At 43.8% G+C, this 21,123-nt stretch carries 22 protein-coding genes; all 22 read left to right on the top strand.

Going from position 1 to position 21,123, the window contains the following annotated elements; all coding sequences use genetic code 11:
• Window positions 1–9 precede the first annotated feature (9 nt).
• The 22 genes from yidC (at window position 10) to GVO62_RS09245 (ending at window position 21,112) form a co-directional block, all read left to right on the top strand.
• Entirely contained in the window at window positions 10–1,665 is a 1,656-nt protein-coding gene (gene yidC, locus GVO62_RS09350) for a membrane protein insertase YidC (protein WP_120962276.1), read from the top strand.
• 64 nt (window positions 1,666–1,729) lie between these two features.
• Window positions 1,730–2,212, top strand: coding sequence for a YajQ family cyclic di-GMP-binding protein (locus GVO62_RS09345; protein WP_105932389.1), 483 nt, complete (start codon window positions 1,730–1,732; stop codon window positions 2,210–2,212).
• A gap of 2 nt (window positions 2,213–2,214) precedes the next feature.
• Window positions 2,215–3,603 carry a tRNA uridine-5-carboxymethylaminomethyl(34) synthesis GTPase MnmE gene (gene mnmE, locus GVO62_RS09340; RefSeq protein WP_159118759.1) on the top strand — a complete coding sequence of 463 codons (1,389 nt, stop codon included), beginning with the start codon at window positions 2,215–2,217 and terminating at the stop codon, window positions 3,601–3,603.
• 53 nt (window positions 3,604–3,656) lie between these two features.
• Window positions 3,657–4,094: an FMN-binding protein MioC gene (gene mioC / locus GVO62_RS09335; RefSeq protein WP_120962282.1), complete on the top strand. Its 438-nt coding sequence runs from the start codon at window positions 3,657–3,659 to the stop codon at window positions 4,092–4,094.
• Window positions 4,095–4,123: 29 nt separating this feature from the next.
• On the top strand, window positions 4,124–4,792 hold the full coding sequence (locus GVO62_RS09330; protein WP_159118757.1) for a DnaT-like ssDNA-binding domain-containing protein: 669 nt from the start codon (window positions 4,124–4,126) through the stop codon (window positions 4,790–4,792).
• Between the two features lie 6 nt (window positions 4,793–4,798).
• Entirely contained in the window at window positions 4,799–5,626 is an 828-nt protein-coding gene (locus tag GVO62_RS09325) for an ATP-binding protein (RefSeq protein ID WP_105932393.1), read from the top strand.
• 941 nt (window positions 5,627–6,567) lie between these two features.
• Window positions 6,568–8,469 (top strand): tRNA uridine-5-carboxymethylaminomethyl(34) synthesis enzyme MnmG, encoded by a 1,902-nt coding sequence (mnmG, locus tag GVO62_RS09320; protein ID WP_159118756.1) that lies wholly within the window; start codon window positions 6,568–6,570, stop codon window positions 8,467–8,469.
• A gap of 282 nt (window positions 8,470–8,751) precedes the next feature.
• The gene (gene rsmG / locus GVO62_RS09315; protein WP_105932395.1) at window positions 8,752–9,387 is read left to right on the top strand and encodes a 16S rRNA (guanine(527)-N(7))-methyltransferase RsmG; all 636 of its coding nucleotides are present in this window, start codon (window positions 8,752–8,754) and stop codon (window positions 9,385–9,387) included.
• A 35-nt stretch (window positions 9,388–9,422) separates the two neighbouring features.
• Window positions 9,423–10,217 carry a ParA family protein gene (locus GVO62_RS09310; RefSeq protein WP_159118754.1) on the top strand — a complete coding sequence of 265 codons (795 nt, stop codon included), beginning with the start codon at window positions 9,423–9,425 and terminating at the stop codon, window positions 10,215–10,217.
• A gap of 45 nt (window positions 10,218–10,262) precedes the next feature.
• Window positions 10,263–11,141: a ParB/RepB/Spo0J family partition protein gene (locus GVO62_RS09305; protein ID WP_159118753.1), complete on the top strand. Its 879-nt coding sequence runs from the start codon at window positions 10,263–10,265 to the stop codon at window positions 11,139–11,141.
• Between the two features lie 206 nt (window positions 11,142–11,347).
• Window positions 11,348–11,734: an ATP synthase subunit I gene (locus tag GVO62_RS09300; RefSeq protein WP_159118751.1), complete on the top strand. Its 387-nt coding sequence runs from the start codon at window positions 11,348–11,350 to the stop codon at window positions 11,732–11,734.
• A 100-nt stretch (window positions 11,735–11,834) separates the two neighbouring features.
• The gene (gene atpB / locus GVO62_RS09295) at window positions 11,835–12,668 is read left to right on the top strand and encodes a F0F1 ATP synthase subunit A (RefSeq protein ID WP_120962294.1); all 834 of its coding nucleotides are present in this window, start codon (window positions 11,835–11,837) and stop codon (window positions 12,666–12,668) included.
• A 98-nt stretch (window positions 12,669–12,766) separates the two neighbouring features.
• Window positions 12,767–12,988, top strand: a complete 222-nt coding sequence (gene atpE, locus GVO62_RS09290; protein WP_012520222.1) for a F0F1 ATP synthase subunit C — start codon at window positions 12,767–12,769, stop codon at window positions 12,986–12,988.
• Window positions 12,989–13,033: 45 nt separating this feature from the next.
• Entirely contained in the window at window positions 13,034–13,504 is a 471-nt protein-coding gene (atpF, locus tag GVO62_RS09285; RefSeq protein ID WP_014951452.1) for a F0F1 ATP synthase subunit B, read from the top strand.
• A gap of 14 nt (window positions 13,505–13,518) precedes the next feature.
• Complete coding sequence (gene atpH, locus GVO62_RS09280) at window positions 13,519–14,052, top strand: F0F1 ATP synthase subunit delta (protein WP_120962296.1); 534 nt, start codon at window positions 13,519–13,521, stop codon at window positions 14,050–14,052.
• A 13-nt stretch (window positions 14,053–14,065) separates the two neighbouring features.
• On the top strand, window positions 14,066–15,607 hold the full coding sequence (gene atpA / locus GVO62_RS09275) for a F0F1 ATP synthase subunit alpha (RefSeq protein WP_105932400.1): 1,542 nt from the start codon (window positions 14,066–14,068) through the stop codon (window positions 15,605–15,607).
• A 58-nt stretch (window positions 15,608–15,665) separates the two neighbouring features.
• Complete coding sequence (gene atpG, locus GVO62_RS09270; protein ID WP_159118749.1) at window positions 15,666–16,526, top strand: F0F1 ATP synthase subunit gamma; 861 nt, start codon at window positions 15,666–15,668, stop codon at window positions 16,524–16,526.
• Between the two features lie 33 nt (window positions 16,527–16,559).
• On the top strand, window positions 16,560–17,945 hold the full coding sequence (gene atpD / locus GVO62_RS09265) for a F0F1 ATP synthase subunit beta (RefSeq protein WP_159118747.1): 1,386 nt from the start codon (window positions 16,560–16,562) through the stop codon (window positions 17,943–17,945).
• A 60-nt stretch (window positions 17,946–18,005) separates the two neighbouring features.
• Window positions 18,006–18,419 (top strand): F0F1 ATP synthase subunit epsilon, encoded by a 414-nt coding sequence (locus GVO62_RS09260; RefSeq protein WP_105932402.1) that lies wholly within the window; start codon window positions 18,006–18,008, stop codon window positions 18,417–18,419.
• Between the two features lie 196 nt (window positions 18,420–18,615).
• Window positions 18,616–19,566, top strand: coding sequence for a hypothetical protein (locus tag GVO62_RS09255; protein ID WP_159118745.1), 951 nt, complete (start codon window positions 18,616–18,618; stop codon window positions 19,564–19,566).
• A gap of 61 nt (window positions 19,567–19,627) precedes the next feature.
• Window positions 19,628–20,404 carry a hypothetical protein gene (locus GVO62_RS09250; protein ID WP_159118744.1) on the top strand — a complete coding sequence of 259 codons (777 nt, stop codon included), beginning with the start codon at window positions 19,628–19,630 and terminating at the stop codon, window positions 20,402–20,404.
• A 108-nt stretch (window positions 20,405–20,512) separates the two neighbouring features.
• Window positions 20,513–21,112: a glutathione S-transferase family protein gene (locus GVO62_RS09245; protein WP_159118742.1), complete on the top strand. Its 600-nt coding sequence runs from the start codon at window positions 20,513–20,515 to the stop codon at window positions 21,110–21,112.
• The last annotated feature ends 11 nt before the right edge of the window (window positions 21,113–21,123 follow it).

Raw genomic sequence — 21,123 nt, 5'->3', positions numbered from 1 at the left:
GAGACCTCTATGGAATCGCAACGTAGTTTTCTGATAATTGGCCTTGCGCTAGTTAGCTTTTTGCTTTGGCAGTCATGGCAAAAAGATTATGGGCCACAGCCAGTTGTGCCTGTTGAACAACAAACGCAAGAAACATCTCAGGGCGTACCGTCATTCGTCGATAATGGCAGTGAAGATGTACCAAGTAGTGATAGCGTTCCGGCAGCGCAGCCCGTTGCAGCATCACAAAACAGTAACCGAATCATTGAAGTTAAAACCGATACACTAGATGTGCGCATCGATTTACTCGGTGGTGATGTAATATCAGCTGACTTACTTAAATTTCCGGTCGAGCAAGGGTCTGAGATTCCTTACAGCTTACTTCGTTCAGGTAACGGACTTTACGTAGCACAAAGCGGCCTTATCGGAGCACAAGGTCCGGATGCAAGCAGCAGCGGTCGCCCAGTTTACACTGCGCAAAGTGAATTCTACGAAATGACCGGCGATACTCTGGTAATTCCACTTACTTGGAAAAATAATCAAGGGCTAGCTATAACCAAAACATTTACGTTCACCAAAGATAAGTACGACGTAAACGTAAGCTATAGTGTTGAAAACAATACCGGTAATGCGGCAACTGTTCAGCCCTATGCGCAGCTTAAACAAGTGATGGAATTTGAAGATGACAGCAACATGTTTATGCCAACATATCGTGGTGCTGCTTACTCAACTGAAGACGACCGCTATCAGAAATACTCGTTTGACGAGATAGAAGATGAAAAGCTTCGTGAAACCACGAAAGCGGGTTGGGTTGGTATGCTTGAACACTACTTTGTTTCAGCGTGGGTTCCTTCACAAGAGCAAACCAACACACTGTATTCACGCAACCTAAATAATCAATATGCGGTCATCGGTGTTTTATCGCCATCTGAAAGCATAGCACCAGGTGAAACCAAGACACTGGCATCGACCCTTTACATGGGTCCGAAAGATCAAGAGAAACTTGCTAAGATTGCTCGTGGTTTAGACCTAACCGTGGACTACGGCATTTTATTCTGGATTTCACAACCGCTGTTCGCCCTGCTAACGTTCCTGCACAGTCTGGTTAATAATTGGGGTGTGGCGATTATCCTTATCACTATAGTGGTGAAAGGCGCGATGTACTGGCTAACTAAGAAGCAATACGAGTCAATGGCACGCATGCGCAACTTAGCACCTAAAATGCAGCAGTTAAAAGACCGCTTTGGCGATGACAGACAAAAAATGTCTCAAGCCATGATGGAGCTATACCGAAAAGAGAAAGTAAACCCTATGGGTGGGTGTTTACCACTTCTTCTTCAAATGCCTATCTTCCTAGCACTTTACTGGGTGTTGATGGAGAGTGTTGAGCTTCGCCATGCTGACTTTGTACTTTGGATCACTGACCTTTCTACGAAAGACCCTTACTTTGTGCTACCAATTCTTACTGGCGCAAGTATGTATCTATTGCAAAAGCTACAGCCAACCACCATTACTGACCCTATGCAGCAGAAAATCATGCAGTGGATGCCAGTAGCAATGAGTGTGTTCTTCCTGTGGTTCCCTGCAGGTCTGGTACTATACTGGTTAGTCAGTAACGTAATTACCTTGGTTCAAGCCAAAATGATTTATGCTTCAATGGAGAAGCGGGGCATCAGCAGTAAATAAGCTGTTGAGCATTTAATTATACAGCCCGCCTAAGCGGGCTGTTTTGTATTGAGAGGATTAAACTGTGCCATCATTTGATATTGTTTCAGAAATCAATATGGAAGAAGTGCGTAACGCCACTGAAAACGCAAGTCGGGAGCTAACCACACGATTTGACTTTCGCGGTATCGACGCGAGCTTCGAATACAAAGACAAAACGGTTGTCATGAAAGCCGAAGCTGAATTCCAACTTCAGCAAATGGAAAGTATGTTCAGAACCGCTATGTCCAAACGCAATGTCGACACGTCATCTATGGATGTAAAACCTTACGATGCCCACGGTAGAACCTATCGCCAGACCATTACCTTTAAAGAAGGTATTGAACAGCCAATGGCAAAGAAGATTGTAAAACTGATTAAAGACGCCAAAATTAAAGTGCAAACTGCAATTCAAGGTGAAGAGCTTCGTGTTACAGGAAAAAAACGCGATGATCTTCAACAAGCGATTGCGTTGGTAAAAGAATCAGACTTAGGTCAACCTTTCCAATTTAAAAACTTCCGCGACTAATTATGGAATCACTCACCCTTTCAACGGATACTATTATCGCCCAAGCCACGGCGCCAGGACGAGGCGGTGTTGGCATTGTTCGTGTTTCAGGTCCAAAGGCTAGCGCTATTGCCGAGGCGCTGGTGCCCTGTACACTTACACCTCGACTTGCCACGTATACGCCATTTGTTGATATAAACAAAAGCGTAATAGACCAGGGCATAGCGTTGTTTTTTAAAGGCCCAAATTCGTTTACTGGCGAAGATGTGTTGGAACTACAAGGCCACGGCGGCCAAGTGGTTATGGACATGTTGATAGATGCGGTGCTTACAACAGGACATGCTAGGCTCGCAAATCCAGGCGAGTTTAGTGAGCAGGCTTTTTTAAATGATAAGTTAGACCTTGCGCAAGCAGAGGCCATTGCCGATTTAATAGACGCCAGTTCAAAGCAAGCGGCCAAAAGCGCTTTACGTTCATTGCAGGGTGAGTTTTCCACGCAGATTCAAACGCTGTCTGACCAAATTGTCCATCTGCGAATGTATGTGGAAGCGGCTATCGATTTTCCTGAAGAAGAAATCGACTTCTTATCTGATGGTAAAGTGTCAGGTGATTTAAGTGCTATTATGGAAAGCCTTACCAAAGTGCGAGAACAAGCCAAGCAAGGTACATTGTTACGCGAAGGCATGCAGGTGGTGATTGCGGGTCGACCTAACGCTGGTAAATCCAGTCTGTTAAACGCGCTTGCTGGTCGTGACAGCGCTATCGTTACTGACATTGCAGGTACCACTAGAGATGTACTAAAAGAGCATATTCACATTGACGGTATGCCGGTACATATTATCGATACGGCTGGGCTACGAGAAAGCCCCGATAAAGTAGAACAGATCGGCATTGAACGAGCTTGGCAAGCCATCAACGAAGCGGACCATGTGCTGTTTGTTGTTGACTCTACCTCAACCAGTATTATCGATCCCTATGAGATTTGGCCTGAGTTTATGGCGAGACTTCCACAGGGCATTCCTGTGACTGTGGTACGTAACAAAGCCGACCTAAGCACCTTAGATATCGGGCAAAGTACAGTGGCAACTGAGCATGGTGAAATATCTGTTATTAACTTGTCAGCCAAGCAAGGTAGAGGCGTAGATACGTTAAAAACACATCTAGCAAAAACCATGGGGTTCGATACGACAACAGAAGGCCAATTTATTGCTCGAAGACGCCACATAGATGCGCTAGATCAAGCTTACAGCTACGTAAGCACTGGTGAACAACAACTTCATGACGCGATGGCGGGTGAATTATTAGCCGAAGAGCTTCGTTTAGCGCATCAAGCACTGTGTGAAATAACCGGTGAATTTACCTCTGACGACCTGCTTGGTAAGATTTTTTCATCGTTCTGTATCGGCAAATAAAACGCCGCCAGTTGCGCTGAATCTTTAATCGTAAATAAAGAAGTAACATATTCATGAGTAAGCATTTTGAAATTATTGTGGGCACTATGTTAGGTGCCGCAGAATACGTAGCTGACGCCATTGCTGAAAAGCTTAATGAGCGTGGATATACCCATACCATTCACGCAGAGCCCGACCTTGAGAATATTAACAAAGCCTCAACATGGATAGTATGTACATCTACCCATGGCGCCGGAGAACTACCCGATAATATTCAGCCATTTGCGAGACAACTTGAAAACGCTGATCTGCAAGCAGTCAATGCGTATGTGATCGGTCTTGGCGACACCAGTTATGACACGTTTTGCTTTGGTGCAAAAGAAATGGAGAAGCATATCCTAAATGGCGGCGGTAAGCTGATTAACGACGCCCTTTACATAGATGTGCTAGAACATCCAATTCCTGAAGATGCCGCTGTAGAATGGTTTGATGAAAAATTAGCAAATGCTTAATAGCCGCACTGTCACTTGGACTTTATTTAATGACCAGTAGCCTAACCCAAGCGGAACTCGCTGTTTTGCAATCACCGCTTTCCAACGATTGCAGAGTGTTGTATCTCCTTGGGCTTCGCGTAGGTGCAAATCAGACCACTACATCGACTGCACCTATTGATTATAAGCAGCTTCTAGCCTTACTTAATGGCGACAATAAAGACGATACCTTTCAACGGGGTCGTCAGATAAATAGCTTGGTAAAACAGCTTGAGCAAGTTGGCTTAGTTGCCCTCCCTCTTGAATTGGACCTCGAGCACACCATTAATGGCAAAACCCTACTTCTCCCTCTTTTAAGCGAGCCACAGTCGGACTTTGAACAACTGCACACACGCCATAGTGCAATGACTGCGACATGGACACCGAACAAAGCACTGTTTGAAGAAATGGCCTCACTGCTTGGTATCATTGATAAGACATTCGATGAAAACGAGGTCGGAGAATTTATCGCTTATTGGCTAGGCAGACCTAGTTCCGTATTTAGTGAGTTCCAGTGGACTCAAAAATTCGCTAATAATATCAAGCGAAAGCGACTTGCTTCAGGCTATGCGCCTACAAAAGTTGTCGGGACGCAACAAGTGAAAGTTGCAGCGGGCATAGAAGCAGATGATAATGCGAAAAAGCTGGTGGAAAAATATGCCGCAACCAAGAAGAGTTAAATCGTTATGGATCGTATAACTGACAAAATTGCTAATTTAGCGAGAGCACTTAAAAAAGATGTCGATCCCAATAGTGAGTATATCGACTACAAAACGCTGCGTAAGCAGTATGAGGCACAAGCTAATGAAGAAATAGCGCAACTACAGCAGCGCAGTAAAAAGGCGCGCGTAGAAGCTATTCATGGCCGTTCTGATTTAAATCCAAAGTGGACCTTCGCCAATTTAGTAGAAGACAGCGACGATGTTATTGAAGCCGTCTCTATTGCCCAATCTTTCATCGCGGCCCATGACGACCCCGCGTGGCGACAAAGCGGTTCTCATATGATGATCTTCTACGGTGATTACGGTAGGGGTAAATCACATATTGCAGGTGCAATTGCCCACCAACTCATTGAGCAATATGAAATCTCTGTGCTTTATCGTCAGCTTTCAACCTTGCTTGAAATGCGAAATTTCTCATTCGACTTCTCTGCAACTGACAACGCTAGCCAACGCTACAGAGAAATAAATCAAGAGCTTCTTGATGTAGATTTGCTCATATTAGATGAAGTATGTGTTAACGAATCTGCGCTTAAAAAGAATGCGCAAAGCTGGTTTGGAAATTTGTTAAGACAGCGATTAGTGAATAAGAAAAACTGTATTTTGATCACTAATCACAACCTAGCAGAACTTGAAAATGCGTTAGGACGCTACTGCTTTGAGTCTATTAAAGAGTATGATACATATAAAGTGAGGTTCCAAGGCCCTAGCCGCCGTGAGGGCTTAACCATAGAGCAAGAAGACATGCAGGGTTCTGTGGCACAGCCACGCTATCAGCCTAACCAGGTGCGTTAATAGCGCCTGGTTTATTGTCATTCATACTTACTCTTACAGCATTTCATAGACCCTGCCCCTGTTTCTCCGTTCATTAAATGCCTGTATGGCATTTAGTCGACAGCCGTTACAAAAAACGATACCTAAAGAGTGTTGTTACCTTCACAAGTATTGATAAACACAGTGTTGCACTTAAATAATCCACACGACTAACCTAACAGATACAATACAACCCTATTTACTGGCGCATTGCTTTCGCATCAACATTCCTTGTTCTTGGTCGAGGAATGACGTAATACCAGTCCGCATAGATAATTGGTATAAATTAAGAAAAAAGCGAAATATCTCAGAAAAAATTTATGCTGCTTTTAAAAATAATCAAAGTTTTAGATGTGTTGAAGAATGAGATCACGGGATCTAGTCACAGGTTTTATAAAAGATCTCCTCCACAATGTGATCGGTCTATAGAGCAGGTTCTATCGCGATCTTTAGATCACAATACATAATTAGCAAACATTTTATCCCCAGCTGGATCACATCTTGATCACGCCTGTGGATAGGATCCTACAAACCACTGTGTATAAGCTCTGATCGAAAAAAGAATAACTTTTCAAACAAAACGGCATGTGGATAAAAAGGGTGTTTATACACAAGATTCAGATAGGGTTATGGATCGGTGTTTCCCAATGTTATTGATCGCGTAACTTGATGATCTTTAGATGCTTTGATCGGTTACCCACAGAAATCGACGATCCTAATAAAAGTAAAAATAAACAGATCTAAAAGAGATCTTAAGATCTTATTAAACGATCACACCTTTTCTCTCAAAAGGTTTTGAGGAAAATTTAATCATTTTCTTTATCCAATAAGTCAGATAAAATACGCGCCCTTTTTTGAACATTCTCTGTTTTAAAAAAATAGTTTTTAGTTGGCTTATCGTCCGTGAATAGTGAGGTTTAACCATGTTTTATGCAGAAGCATTTGATGTCATCGTCGTTGGTGGTGGACATGCAGGTACAGAGGCGGCGCTCGCAGCTGCTCGCATGGGTGCCAACACGCTTTTGCTCACTCACAATATTGAAACGATCGGCCAGATGTCCTGTAATCCTGCCATCGGTGGGATCGGTAAGGGTCATCTTGTTAAAGAGATCGACGCACTGGGCGGCGCCATGGCATTGGCGATCGACAAAGGCGGTATTCAGTTCAGAACATTGAACTCTTCAAAGGGTCCAGCAGTGCGTGCTACCCGTGCCCAAGCTGACAGAACGCTTTATAAAAATGCCATACGGGACATTGTTGAAAATCAAGAAAATCTCACGCTTTTCCAACAAAGCGTAGACGATCTCATTGTTGAAAATGATCGTGTTTGCGGCGTAGTTACCCAGATGGGCTTAAAATTTAGCGCCAAGTCAGTGGTGTTAACGGTTGGGACATTTTTGGGTGGCACCATTCACATTGGTCTTGAAAACTATCGAGGTGGTCGTGCTGGCGATCCGCCGTCTATAGCGCTTGCTGACCGACTACGTGCGCTTCCGTTCCGAGTCGATCGCCTTAAAACCGGGACACCCGCTAGACTAGACGCACGTTCACTCGATTTCTCGGTAATGCAACCTCAGCCAGGTGATGATCCAACACCGGTGTTTTCATTCATGGGTGACAGAACCATGCACCCAACGCAGATCCCGTGTTACATAACGCATACTAACGAAAAAACCCATGATATTATTCGCGGCGGGTTGGATCGTTCTCCTATGTTCACTGGTGTTATTGAAGGCATTGGCCCTCGGTACTGCCCTAGTATTGAAGATAAGATCACTCGATTTGCCGATAAATCTTCACATCAAATATTTGTTGAGCCTGAAGGGTTAAACAGTATTGAAGTCTATCCAAATGGTATTTCAACCAGTTTGCCGTTCGACGTACAGATGAACCTTGTTCGCTCGATCAAAGGCTTTGAGAATGCACATATTGTCCGACCTGGCTATGCGATAGAGTATGACTTTTTTGATCCTCGCGATTTAAAACAAACGCTCGAAACTAAGTTTATTGAAGGTTTGTTCTTCGCTGGTCAAATCAACGGCACAACGGGTTATGAAGAAGCGGGAGCACAAGGTTTAGTGGCTGGTGCTAATGCCGCACTTCAAGTACAGCAAAAAGATCCTCTCGTGTTGCGTCGTGATCAAGCTTACATGGGTGTATTGATTGATGACTTGGCAACAATGGGAACGAAAGAGCCCTATCGTATGTTTACTAGTCGAGCTGAATACCGTTTGCTTCTTCGCGAAGATAACGCTGACAGTCGCTTAACAGCAATGGGACGAGAGATTGGTCTTGTTGATGACGCCCGTTGGGCCAAGTTCAACCAAAAGATGGAAGCGGTAGAAAGTGAGCTACAGCGTTTACGCGGTCAATGGATCCATCCTGAGCACGTAGCTGCGCCTCAGCTAAACACTATGCTAAAGAACCCTGTAAGTCGCGAACATTCTTTGGAAGAATTGATCCGACGACCTGAAATGACTTACAGTCAATTGATGGAAATTGAAAGTGTAGGCCCTGGTCTTGAAGATCCCATCGCATCTGAGCAGGTGGAAATTCAAATTAAATACGCAGGTTATATTGCCCGTCAAATGGACGAGATTGCAAAAACTCAACGTCATGAAAATACGTTATTGCCCGTTGATATGGATTTCAGCAAAATTTCTGGTCTTTCAAATGAAGTTGTAGCGAAGCTAACCGAGGCAAGGCCTGAGACGATAGGTAAAGCGTCTCGTATTTCAGGCATCACACCTGCTGCCATCTCTCTACTGCTGGTTTACCTGAAAAAACATGGCATGCTGCGTAAGCATGAAAAAATTAGCGCGTAAATCGCGCGCTTGATTCAACATACAACTTGTAGCGCTTAGTTTTTCTCACTTATTCGCGTATTATAGTGAATAAGAAATAAAGAAAAACTCGGCGCTTTTCACTCAGACCTATTGCTTTATTAAACTGCGCGTAGCCTTATTCTCCAGTTCACGTTTAAGAAACAAGCGTGATGAGAATAGAAAATGGCTAGACTCATGGCAGTTTCGACTAACACGCATAGTGTTGAGCAATCTGGAACTGCGTAAAGCAAAACATTTCAACGCGAACAAACAGACTTTTCGATGACTATACAGCAAGAATTGCACACCATTTTGGTTTCTGGACTCGAGGCTCTTTCATTAAATTTAAGTGATAAGCAACAGCAGCAACTCGTTGATTATGTGCTGCTTATGGATAAGTGGAATAAGGCTTATAACCTAACCTCTGTAAGAGATCCTAAACAGATGATGGTTAAACATATCCTGGACTCATTAGCCATTGTGCCGTTTCTTGAGGGCGAGAATATAATTGATGTGGGTACAGGTCCTGGTCTTCCGGGCATGCCTCTAGCAATCGCTTTCCCTGAAAAGTCGTTCACTTTACTCGACTCGTTAGGAAAACGCGTACGTTTTATGACGCAATGTGTACATATCCTTGGCTTGACTAATGTATCGCCGGTGCAAAGCCGCGTTGAAAAGCACAACGGTGAGTCACCTTATGATATTGTGTTAAGCCGTGCTTTCGCTTCACTAAAAGATATGTTGCACTGGTGTCAACATCTGGTAGATTCAGAAGGGCAATTCTTGGCGCTTAAAGGTCAGTTTCCACAAGATGAGATAGACGAAGTGAGTGATCACTTCCATGTGAGTAAAACGGAAAACCTCACTGTGCCAAATTTGGTAGGCGAACGACATCTGGTTTGGCTAAAAAAGAAATAGCTGAAAAATAGAAATAGACAATAACAGGATCAAACGTGGCTAAGGTAATCGCGATCGCGAATCAGAAAGGTGGTGTGGGTAAGACAACTACCGCAGTTAACGTGGCGGCCTCAATGGCGGCAACTAAACGCAAAGTATTGCTTATCGATCTCGATCCACAGGGGAATGCGACTATGGGGAGCGGCGTTGATAAGTACGACGTTGAATCTACCGCATTCGAATTGTTGATAGAAGAAAAGCCTATTAACGATGTAGTGGTTAAAAGCACCGCGGGTAAATATGACTTGGTTGCAGCAAATGGTGACGTGACAGCGGCTGAAATAAAGCTCATGGAAATGTTCGCTCGTGAAGTGCGTTTGCGTAATGCACTTAAACCCGTGATGGATTATTACGATTTTATATTTATCGACTGCCCACCCTCTCTTAATCAGTTAACGGTTAACGCTCTTGCTGCCGCAGATTCTGTCATGGTACCAATGCAGTGTGAATACTATGCACTAGAGGGACTTACAGCCCTGATGGATACTATTCAGAAATTAGCGTCAGTGGTAAATCCTGAATTGAAGATTGAAGGCGTATTGCGTACTATGTACGACCCGCGTAACCGCCTAGCTAACGACGTTTCAGAACAATTGAAGCGCCATTTTGGTGAGCAGGTTTATCGCACAGTCATACCGCGCAATGTTCGCCTAGCTGAAGCACCAAGTTTCGGAACACCTGCGATGTATTATGATAAGTCATCAACAGGTGCAAAAGCGTATTTAGCGTTGGCGGGTGAAATACTACGCCGTAGAGATAAAACATCGCCTGCACAGGCAAAAGCAAGTTAAACGACAATAAGCTGAATATCATCAGCACATGTCATAGAGGATACTATGTCAGCACGTAAAAGAGGCCTTGGCCGCGGTTTAGATGCATTACTCGCAACCAGCCAGTCATCTGCTCAAAGAGAACAGGATGCAGCCGAGGTCAGTTCAACAAATGGCGAGTTAAAAAAACTCCCTATTGAATATTTAGTGCCGGGGAAATATCAGCCCCGTAAAGACATGTCACCCGAGGCATTAGAAGAATTAGCATCTTCAATTCGCGCACAAGGTATTATTCAGCCTATAGTAGTAAGAAGGGTTGACGACCATCGCTATGAAATTATTGCCGGTGAGCGACGCTGGCGTGCATCCCAACTCGCTCAGTTAGATGAGATTCCGTGTATCGTTAAAAACGTGCCGGATGAGGCAGCAGTTGCTATCGCGCTTATTGAAAATATCCAGCGTGAAGACTTAAACGCTATGGAAGAGGCTCAAGCCCTTGACCGCTTAATGAATGAATTTGCACTGACCCACCAAGAAGTAGCTGAAGCCGTGGGTAAGTCGCGCACGACGGTGACAAATTTACTTCGCTTGAACAATTTGAACGATGACGTGAAATTACTGGTTGAGCATGGTGATATTGAGATGGGTCACGCTCGCGCACTTTTAGCGTTAGAAGGTGAAACGCAATCAGAAACGGCGCAAGTGGTATCGGGTAAAGGGCTTACCGTTCGCGATACCGAGAAGCTGGTGAAAAAGCTGTTAGAGCCAGCTAAACCCAAGCCTGAAAAGAAAGTTGATCCGGATGTACAAAACCTCATGACGCGACTTTCAGAAAATTTAGGTACACCAGTGAGTATTGACCACAACGCTAAAGGCAAAGGTAAGCTAACAATTAGCTTTAGTGATCTTGATCAATTAGATGGAATTATCTCTAAAATTCAATAATTTATAATTATAAAAAATAATAAAGTACCCTTGCCTACCCGCAATCGATACGCTGTCTGGTGTGAACACCGGACACTCTCCTTTCCGGTTATAGCAATAGAATATTTTCAGAATAACTTTCAAAAAGCGTTGTACTGTTGAAAATTGTCGGTAAAACAGTATACTTCTGACGCTTTTTGTAAGACGTGAACAAGCTGCGAGTAAAAGTGACGAACAAGTTAGCAAGACGCGGGTTAGACCTCGCCAAGAAAGGGCTACTTTTTCAGGCAATCACAGCCATAGTTATTACCGGTCTCGCAGGCGCTGCTGGGGGAAGTCATTCAGCCATATCAGCAGCCGCAGGAACTCTAATAAGTATCCTGCCTAATATTGTTTTTGCTATTTTTGCATTTCGTTATGCCGGAGCAAGTAAAAACGAGCTTGTTGCACGTAGTTTTAGCCAAGGCTCAAAAATGAAGCTGGCACTGACAATCATTTTATTTGTAATTGCGTTTAAAGGCTTAAACGCCTCGCCACTGGAAATTTTCATGGCATTCGTGATTACAACGGCTAGCCACGGGCTAGCTATGTTTCATTACGGTACGAAAGGATAAAGACAACGCGAGGCGTTGCGAGAACGAAAAAACGTAATCGATCGATTGAAGCATAAGAACCAGTCACCAAATTTTTACACTTTACAACTTGGGTTAAACAATGGCATCTGAATACACTACCTCAGAATACATCAAGCACCACTTGACCAATGCCACCATGTGCTCAACTGACAACGGAATCGCGTTTAACAAAGCGTGTTCTGATGCCGGTTTTTGGGCATGGCATGTTGATACATTGGCATGGTCTATTGGTCTTGGTTTACTTTTCCTAATTATCTTTAGAAGCGTCGCTTCAAAAGCAACAACGGGCGTACCTGGCAAAATGCAGGCGTTTGTAGAGCTTGTCGTTGAGTTCGTTGATGACAACGTGAAAAGCACCTTCCACGGTAAAAGCGCACTTATCGCGCCATTAGCACTGACTATCTTCGTATGGGTATTGTTAATGAACCTTATGGATCTTGTGCCAGTTGATCTTATTCCGTGGGTGTCAGGGCTTATCGGCCAAGCTGCTTTTGGTATGGATCCTCACGACGTTTACAACAAGGCAGTACCAACCACTGACCTTAACTTGACGTTTGCACTGGCGTCGGGCGTATTCATTCTTATTCTTTTCTACTCAATCAAGATGAAAGGTATTGGCGGCTTTGCTAAAGAGCTTACTATGCAGCCATTCGGACACCCTATCTTCATTCCGGTGAACTTCATTCTTGAGACGGTTACACTGCTTGCGCGCCCGCTTTCACTAGCCCTGCGTTTGTTCGGTAACCTGTACGCCAGTGAGCTAATCTTTATATTGATTGCTACAATTGGTTACTTCCAGCTACCACTGCACTTTATGTGGGCTGTGTTCCATATTCTTGTACTTCCGCTTCAGGCGTTTATTTTCATGATGCTAACCATCGTGTACTTAAGCCTGGCGTGTGAAGAACACTAAGCATTAACGGGTGTCGGTTACCTGGAAATCCGACACTGTTTTTACAGAGTTTGACTTTTAAACATTAACTTTAAATTTAACTTAAATCGGAGACGTAAATGTTATACATCGCTGTTGCACTACTGATTGGTCTTGGCGCCCTTGGTACCGCTATTGGTTTCGGTCTACTAGGTGGCAAATTCCTTGAATCTGCTGCTCGTCAACCAGAACTAGCACCTCAACTACAAGTTAAGATGTTCATCGTAGCGGGTCTTATCGACGCCATCGCGATGATCGGTGTTGGTATCGCTCTATACCTATTGTTCGCTGTTGGTGCCTAATATTACTAAACACTTTTTTAGCGAACTTTAAGAGGAGGGGCGATTGTGAATTTTAACGCCACTTTTATCGGTCAATTAATCGCCTTCGCTGTGTTCGTGGTGTTCTGCATGAAATATGTATGGCCTCCACTAATGGCAGCGATTGAAGAACGTCAGAAGAAAATCGCCGATGGGCTTGAAGCTTCTGAACGTGCAGAGAAAGACCTAGAGCTTGCTCAAGCGAAAGCTACTGAGCAATTGAAAGATGCGAAAGCGCAAGCAGCTGAAATTATCGAGCAGGCCAAAAAGCGCGCCAACCAACTGGTTGACGAAGAAACTCAAAAAGGCCATGCGGAACGCGAGAAAATTATCGCTTCTGGTTATGCCGAGATTGAAGCTGAACGCAATCGTGCCAAAGAAGATTTGCGCAAACAGGTTTCTGCTCTTGCAGTTGCTGGCGCACAGCAAATCTTACAACGTGAAATCGATGCTAACGCACAAAACGACATTGTTGAAAAACTTGTCGCTGAGCTTTAAGAGGGAGATGAGCCATGTCTGAATTGACAACCGTTGCTCGTCCTTATGCTAAAGCTGCTTTCGATTTTGCAGTCGAGAAAAACGCCATTGTGAAATGGCAAGAAATGCTCGCTTTTGCTAGCGCGGTAGCTGAAAACGATGATATGCATCAGTTATTAACTGGTGCGGTTTCAGCCGACACGCTAGCCGACATTTTTAATAATGTTTGTGGCGAGCAACTCGACGAACACGGCCAAAACCTAGTAAAGGTTTTGGCTGAAAATAAACGTTTAGCCGCGTTGCCTGAAATTTCTACTTTGTTTGATGCTTTTAAAGCGGACTACGACAAAGAAATAGAAGTGGACGTAACCTCAGCATCTACGCTGACCGATGCACAACTTAAAGAGTTGGTTGCATCTTTGGAAAAACGTTTGGCACGTAAAGTGAAGCTTAATTGTAACGTGGACCCTGCCCTGATCGCTGGAATGGTAATAAATGCCGGTGATACAGTTATTGATGGTTCCGTAAAGTCGAAATTGAACCGTCTAGCAGACGCGTTGCAAGCATAACGGGGATAAGAGCATGCAACTTAATTCCACTGAAATTGCTGAACTGATCAAGAAAAGAATTGAACAGTTCAATGTAAGCAGTGAAGCACGTAATGAAGGTACTATCGTCGCAGTAACTGACGGTATTATCCGCATTCATGGCCTTGCAGATGTAATGCAAGGTGAAATGATTGAGCTTCCTGGAAGCCGTTACGCAATTGCACTAAACCTTGAGCGAGACTCTGTAGGTGCAGTTGTTATGGGTCCATATGCGGACCTGAAAGAAGGCGATAAAGTACAATCTACCGGCCGTATTCTTGAAGTACCAGTAGGTAACGCACTTCTTGGTCGTGTTGTTAACACACTTGGTGAGCCTATTGATGGTAAAGGCGCAATCGACGCTGCTGGTTTTGAGCCAGTTGAAAAAATTGCACCTGGCGTAATCGAACGTCAATCGGTAGACCAGCCAGTACAAACTGGTTATAAGTCAGTTGATGCCATGATCCCAGTAGGTCGTGGTCAGCGTGAGCTTATCATCGGTGACCGTCAGTGTGGTAAAACAGCTATGGCTGTTGACGCTATCATCAACCAAAAAGGTACAGGCATCAAATGTGTGTACGTAGCGGTTGGTCAGAAAGCGTCTACTATTGCTAACGTAGTACGTAAACTAGAAGAGCACGGTGCACTTGACCACACAATCGTGGTTGCAGCATCTGCATCTGAGTCTGCAGCGCTTCAATACCTAGCGCCTTACTCTGGTTGTACTATGGGTGAATTCTTCCGTGACCGCGGTGAAGACGCGCTAATCGTGTATGATGATTTGTCTAAGCAAGCTGTTGCTTACCGTCAAATTTCACTACTGCTTAAGCGTCCACCAGGCCGTGAAGCTTACCCAGGTGACGTATTCTATCTTCACTCTCGCCTACTTGAGCGTGCTGCACGTGTAAACGAGCAATACGTTGAGCGTTACACTAACGGTGAAGTGAAAGGTAAAACTGGTTCACTAACTGCGCTTCCAATTATCGAAACGCAAGCTGGTGACGTATCTGCATTCGTACCTACTAACGTAATCTCAATTACCGATGGTCAGATCTTCCTAGAAACTGACTTGTTTAACGCAGGTATCCGTCCTGCGGTTAACGCTGGTATCTCGGTATCTCGTGTTGGTGGTGCTGCACAGACTAAAATCATCAAGAAGCTGGGTGGTGGTATCCGTCTAGCCCTAGCTCAGTATCGTGAACTAGCGGCGTTCTCGCAGTTTGCTTCTGACCTTGATGATGCAACTCGTGAGCAACTTGAGCACGGTGAGCGCGTAACTGAGCTGATGAAGCAGAAGCAATACGCACCGCTATCAATTGCTAACATGGGTGTTTCTCTGTTCGCGGTAGAAAAAGGTTTCCTTAAGGGTATCGAGCTTAACAAAATCCTAGATTTTGAAGCAGCTCTTCATTCTTATATGAACAGCGAACACGCTGACCTTATGAAGACTATCAACGAATCAGGTAACTACAACGACGAGATTGCCGCTAAGTTGAACGACGCTTTAACAAACTTTAAAGCGACACAAACTTGGTAATCAATGGTGCTGGTGTTTAACCACCAGCGCAATTCGTTGAGTAATCGGAGAAATAGTCATGGCCAGCGGTAAAGAAATAAAAGGTAAGATTGGGAGTATCAAAAATACTCAGAAGATTACCAGTGCGATGGAAATGGTTGCTGCGTCTAAGATGAAAAAGGCGCAGGAACGTATGGCTTCTGGCCGTCCATATGCACAAAATATGCTTAAAGTGATTGGTCACATTGCAAACGGTAACCTTGAATATCGCCATCCTTATTTGGAAGAGCGTGAAGTCAAGCGCGTCGGTTACATTGTGATTTCCACTGACCGAGGCTTATGTGGTGGCTTGAACACCAATGAATTTAAGCTCGTCACTCAAGACGTCAAAAAATGGCGTGAACAGGGTGTGGAAGTGGATTTTGCTGCATTAGGTTCTAAAGCGTGCAGTTTCTTCAACCGTTTTGGTGGCAAATTGCTTGCTGCTGAATCTGGTTTAGGTGACAAGCCGTCTGTGAGCGATGTAGTAGGTGTTGTACGCGTTATGCTTAAAGCGTATGACGAAGGACAAATTGACCGAGTATTCTTGGTATTCAATGACTTCGTTAACACCATGACACAGAAACCTGTGATCAATCAGTTATTGCCTTTGCCAAAGTCACAAGACGAAGAATACCAACATCGTTGGGACTACATCTATGAGCCAGATCCAAAAGAAATTTTGGAAGCACTAATGGTTCGTTACATTGAGTCTCAGGTGTATCAGGGTGTTGTAGAAAACGCGGCGTCAGAGCAAGCTGCGCGAATGGTTGCCATGAAGGCAGCAACCGACAACGCCGGTAACCTTATTGATGAGTTACAACTGATATATAACAAAGCGCGTCAGGCTGCAATCACACAAGAAATCAGTGAGATTGTAAGCGGTGCCGCGGCGGTGTAGGCAAAGGTTTAAAAGAGATAACGAGGACAAATTATGAGTCAAGGTAAGGTCGTCCAAATCATTGGCGCCGTTGTGGACATTGAGTTTCCACAAGATGCGGTACCAAGAGTTTATGACGCACTACGAGTTACCGAAGGTGACTTGTCAGGTCTAACCCTGGAAGTGCAACAGCAATTAGGTGGCGGTGTTGTTCGCGGCATCGCACTAGGTACTACTGACGGACTAAAACGTGGTCTTGCAGTAGAAAATACCGGTAATCCAATCATGGTTCCAGTTGGTACGAAGACACTTGGTCGTATCATGGACGTATTGGGTAACCCAATCGACGAAGCTGGCCCAATTGGTGAAGAAGAGCGTATGTCTATTCACCGTGAAGCGCCTAGCTACGAAGAACAGTCTAGCTCGGTAGAACTACTAGAAACTGGTATCAAAGTAATCGACTTGGTTTGTCCATTCGCTAAGGGTGGTAAAGTTGGTCTATTCGGTGGTGCGGGTGTAGGTAAAACCGTAAATATGATGGAACTTATCCGTAACATCGCCATCGAGCACAGCGGTTTCTCAGTATTCGCAGGTGTTGGTGAGCGTACGCGTGAGGGTAACGACTTCTATCACGAAATGAACGATTCAAACGTACTTGATAAAGTATCGCTTGTATACGGTCAGATGAACGAGCCACCGGGTAACCGTCTACGTGTTGCACTTACCGGTCTAACTATGGCTGAGAAGTTCCGTGACGAAGGTCGTGATGTACTATTTTTCGTAGATAACATCTATCGTTACACCCTAGCAGGTACTGAGGTATCAGCACTTCTAGGTCGTATGCCATCTGCGGTAGGTTACCAGCCTACTCTTGCAGAAGAGATGGGTGTACTTCAGGAACGTATTACATCAACGAAGACGGGTTCAATCACTTCAATCCAAGCGGTATACGTACCTGCAGATGACTTGACTGACCCATCTCCGGCGACAACCTTTGCTCACTTGGATGCAACGGTAGTACTTTCTCGTGATATCGCGTCTCTTGGTATCTACCCAGCGGTAGACCCACTAGATTCGACGTCTCGTCAGCTTGACCCGCTAGTAATTGGTCAAGAGCACTATGATGTAGCACGTGGCGTACAGACTGTGCTTCAGCGTTACAAAGAGCTGAAAGACATCATCGCGATCCTAGGTATGGACGAACTATCTGAAGAAGACAAGCTAGTGGTATCACGTGCTCGTAAGATTCAGCGTTTCCTATCTCAGCCGTTCTTCGTAGCAGAAGTATTTACTGGTGCACCTGGTAAATATGTATCGCTAAAAGACACAATCAGTGGTTTTAAAGGCATTCTAGACGGTGAGTACGACCACCTTCCAGAACAAGCCTTCTACATGGTTGGTTCTATCGAAGAAGCGCTAGAGAAAGCCAAGAAAGCATAAGTGTAGGGCTAGCGTCGGCTAGCCTAGCATAATGCTAACGTACCTAATCAGGAGGTTCACATGGCAATGACAGTACATTTGGACGTGGTAAGCGCGGAGAAAGCGATTTTCTCGGGTCGCGTTGAAACGATTCAGGTGACAGGTAGCGAAGGTGAGCTGGGTATCCACCCTGGTCACGCGCCACTTATCTCTGCTATTAAACCTGGTATGGTGCGTTTGGTTAAACAGCACGGTGAAGAAGAAGTTATTTATGTTGCTGGTGGTGTACTAGAAGTACAACCTGGTAATGTTACCGTACTGGCTGATACCGCGGTTCGAGCTGAAGATCTTGACGAGCAGGCAGCACAAGAAGCCAAACGACGTGCAGAAGAGCACATCGCCAATCCAGGCGCTGACTTTAACTATGCAGAAGCAGCTCACGAGCTTGCAGAAGCGATTGCACAACTTCGTCTTATTCAGAAGTTACGCAAGTAAAAAGCACAGCTTTGAAAAAACCCGCCAACTGGCGGGTTTTTTATTGCAGAACGAAAAGTAGACGTTCACATTCTCTTACGTTTATTTCTATTGCCATAACACTACACAAAGCTTATCGTTACCTAGGTAGCTTCCAATGAAAATAAAACGTATTACGGTTAAAAATTTCTCGCTTTATAACCACTGAATAATAAAAATGAAACTCAGCCCCTACACCAATATGCACAAAGGTGTCTCTATTGGCCTTTTCCCTTTTTTGACGACATTGGTTTTATTATCAGTGCATTATTTCACAGGCGCTCTTGATTGGCCTGAAGCTGGAAATATCCGTGCACAGCGAGACTTTAATTCCGCAGTTGGGATGTCGATTCTTTCGGGATATTTTTGGCTGTGTCTACAGTTGAATCATAAAAACGTTACAAGCACGCTTATTTCGATATTAGTAAAAACGAACCAGTTAAGCCATCTAAACCAACATAGGGCCATTCTCACGACCAAATTACATGTTAATAGCGTCAATTGCCTCATAGTGGCCCTATTTATAGCGATGTTATATGTATTTATCGAGGGTTTACTCATCCCAAAAATGATGCTGCATCAATATCTAATTGCTTTCTCTGCAGTTCTGTTTTGGTTCTTGCTTTTGCTGTGCCTCGTGCAGTTATCCTCCTACGTTAACTATTTGAATAAATTTGTTATAAACCAAACGGCTACGGGAATCGATCGATTAAACTCAATTACTTCACTAGCAAGGTTTGCTCTCTTCAATGCAACACTTACTAGCGGAGCATTAATCTTTTTTCCTATTTTTTGGTTTGGAAAGAGTATTCCGACTTTTGATATTTTGATGACGCTATTATTTTCGTTATTCGTCGCTTTTTTTCTTTATAAGCCAGTTATGAATTTGCGCGCATTGTGGTTAATTGAGAAAAGAAAAGTTGTCCGCAATATTAAAGATGAAGACGAGGGTAAATTGAATAAGAATAACGTTGAACAACTCTTGGAAGCTCAATACGAAGTGGAAGAACTAGAATCGTTATCGATGAGTCTTTTATTAGGAAGAGAGAAGCTCAGGCTTTTAGCCTGTATAGCCTTAATAACCTTTTCTTGGATTACAGTTCTTGGAGCATCATTAAACGATGTCTAATAGGTCAAAGGGACATCTCATTCTCGAATTTCTACTCTATCCGTCTTTATTGGTATTATCGATGGTTATACTGCATTTCTTAGCAGGTACGGTAAAACTAGACATTGATTCGAGTGACGCGCAGCGTGACTTTAATACTGCGATCGGGACAGCATTATTAAGTGGTGTGTTTCTTTTTTCGATTAGAGTTATTCAAAAACAGGCAGCTAAAAATCTGTATTCAATGCTGAATGTTATCGGAAAGCGAAATGAGTTTTGGCTACATCGAAAAAAGCTATCAGAACAGTTCGCCAAGCATTTGATTTGGTCAGTTGCAGTAAGTTTTATAATGCCTCTTTTGTACATGCTTTCTGAAGGCTTATTAGCTAGGCTACACGAAAAAGAAGTATTTATCGTTGCGGTAGGGGCCATACCTTTTTGGCTATTACTAACTCTTTTCGTTCTACAACTAATTACAGTTAATAGATACTCCTGGAAGATTTTATTTGGTGCAGACATCGAACTGGTTGATAAGCTTAAGCTTTACAGTCGCGTTATGAAAATGGCAATCATAACTTTAACTACGATTGGATTGGTACTTGCTGTTATCCCAGTTTTTTGGATAAACCAACCAATTCATTTTTTTGATATAGCCACCCTGATTTTTCTGCTTACCTTAATAGTCTCTTTTCTGTTTGCTCCCTTTGTTTACATTGCGCTTATCGTTGGGAAGGTTAAGTATGCGTTAGCAAAGGACATCGACAAAAGAGTTGATAAGTTAATTAAAGAGAGCGTAGTTCGCGAGAGAAGTCAGGAAATCGAGGAGTTACTCTATATAAAAGAGAAGTACTGTAATTAAGAAACGCTCAAATATAGTGCGCTAAATGACGTTTGATTGTTCAGTATATTCTTGTACGAACGATAAAAATGTAGGACTCTTTAACTTTCATTGAAGGGAACCTTTCCCATGCGAATATACGGTGATTTACGTTCTGGAAACTGCTATAAAATACAGCTTCTCTTATCTTTATTGGGCAAAACCTGCGAATGGGTAGACATAGATATTATGAAAGGAGAAACAAGAGCCCCCTCCTTCCTAGAAAAATCGCCCAATGGCAAAATCCCCTTGCTCGAGTTAGATGATGGCAGAGTGCTATCCGAATCTAATGCCATAATGCATTATATTGCTTTTAACACCCCGCTTGTGCCTTCTTCACCTTATCAATCTTCAAAGCTATTGCAGTGGCAATTCTTTGAGCAATATAGTCATGAGCCTTATATAGCTGTTGCTCGATATATAAACGTGTATTTAGGGCTTCCTGCTGAAAAAAAAGCTGAGTATGACGCTAAACAAGCTGGCGGTTATAAAGCGCTTGCCGTCATGGAGCATCAACTTAGCTTAACGCCTTTCTTACTGGGGGATACTATAAGTCTTGCGGATATTTCCTTGTTTGCTTATACCCATGTTGCCCATGAGGGGGGATTTGACCTTTCAGCGTATCCAGCTATTCGAAATTGGATACAACTGGTAAGGGATCAGAAAGGTTTTGTTCCTATGAATGCGTAGGATTAGCTATA

The organism is Alteromonas sp. KUL150 (genome assembly GCF_009811475.1).
GTDB lineage: Bacteria > Pseudomonadota > Gammaproteobacteria > Enterobacterales > Alteromonadaceae > Alteromonas > Alteromonas gracilis.
Note: the sequence above shows the minus strand (reverse complement) of the source record. Positions and strands in the feature narration are given on the sequence as shown.

Excerpts from the sequence above, each read along its gene's own strand:
- GVO62_RS09260 (WP_105932402.1), top strand. The coding sequence starts at position 18,006 with ATGGCAATGACAGTACATTTGGACGTGGTAAGCGCGGAGAAAGCGATT.
- GVO62_RS09330 (WP_159118757.1), top strand. The coding sequence starts at position 4,124 with ATGACCAGTAGCCTAACCCAAGCGGAACTCGCTGTTTTGCAATCACCG.
- GVO62_RS09255 (WP_159118745.1), top strand. The coding sequence starts at position 18,616 with ATGAAACTCAGCCCCTACACCAATATGCACAAAGGTGTCTCTATTGGC.
- mioC (WP_120962282.1), top strand. The coding sequence starts at position 3,657 with ATGAGTAAGCATTTTGAAATTATTGTGGGCACTATGTTAGGTGCCGCA.
- rsmG (WP_105932395.1), top strand. The coding sequence starts at position 8,752 with ATGACTATACAGCAAGAATTGCACACCATTTTGGTTTCTGGACTCGAG.
- yidC (WP_120962276.1), top strand. The coding sequence starts at position 10 with ATGGAATCGCAACGTAGTTTTCTGATAATTGGCCTTGCGCTAGTTAGC.
- atpD (WP_159118747.1), top strand. The coding sequence starts at position 16,560 with ATGAGTCAAGGTAAGGTCGTCCAAATCATTGGCGCCGTTGTGGACATT.
- atpA (WP_105932400.1), top strand. The coding sequence starts at position 14,066 with ATGCAACTTAATTCCACTGAAATTGCTGAACTGATCAAGAAAAGAATT.
- atpH (WP_120962296.1), top strand. The coding sequence starts at position 13,519 with ATGTCTGAATTGACAACCGTTGCTCGTCCTTATGCTAAAGCTGCTTTC.
- GVO62_RS09245 (WP_159118742.1), top strand. The coding sequence starts at position 20,513 with ATGCGAATATACGGTGATTTACGTTCTGGAAACTGCTATAAAATACAG.
- mnmG (WP_159118756.1), top strand. The coding sequence starts at position 6,568 with ATGTTTTATGCAGAAGCATTTGATGTCATCGTCGTTGGTGGTGGACAT.
- atpE (WP_012520222.1), top strand. The coding sequence starts at position 12,767 with ATGTTATACATCGCTGTTGCACTACTGATTGGTCTTGGCGCCCTTGGT.
- GVO62_RS09305 (WP_159118753.1), top strand. The coding sequence starts at position 10,263 with ATGTCAGCACGTAAAAGAGGCCTTGGCCGCGGTTTAGATGCATTACTC.
- atpG (WP_159118749.1), top strand. The coding sequence starts at position 15,666 with ATGGCCAGCGGTAAAGAAATAAAAGGTAAGATTGGGAGTATCAAAAAT.
- GVO62_RS09250 (WP_159118744.1), top strand. The coding sequence starts at position 19,628 with ATGGTTATACTGCATTTCTTAGCAGGTACGGTAAAACTAGACATTGAT.
- atpB (WP_120962294.1), top strand. The coding sequence starts at position 11,835 with ATGGCATCTGAATACACTACCTCAGAATACATCAAGCACCACTTGACC.
- mnmE (WP_159118759.1), top strand. The coding sequence starts at position 2,215 with ATGGAATCACTCACCCTTTCAACGGATACTATTATCGCCCAAGCCACG.
- GVO62_RS09325 (WP_105932393.1), top strand. The coding sequence starts at position 4,799 with ATGGATCGTATAACTGACAAAATTGCTAATTTAGCGAGAGCACTTAAA.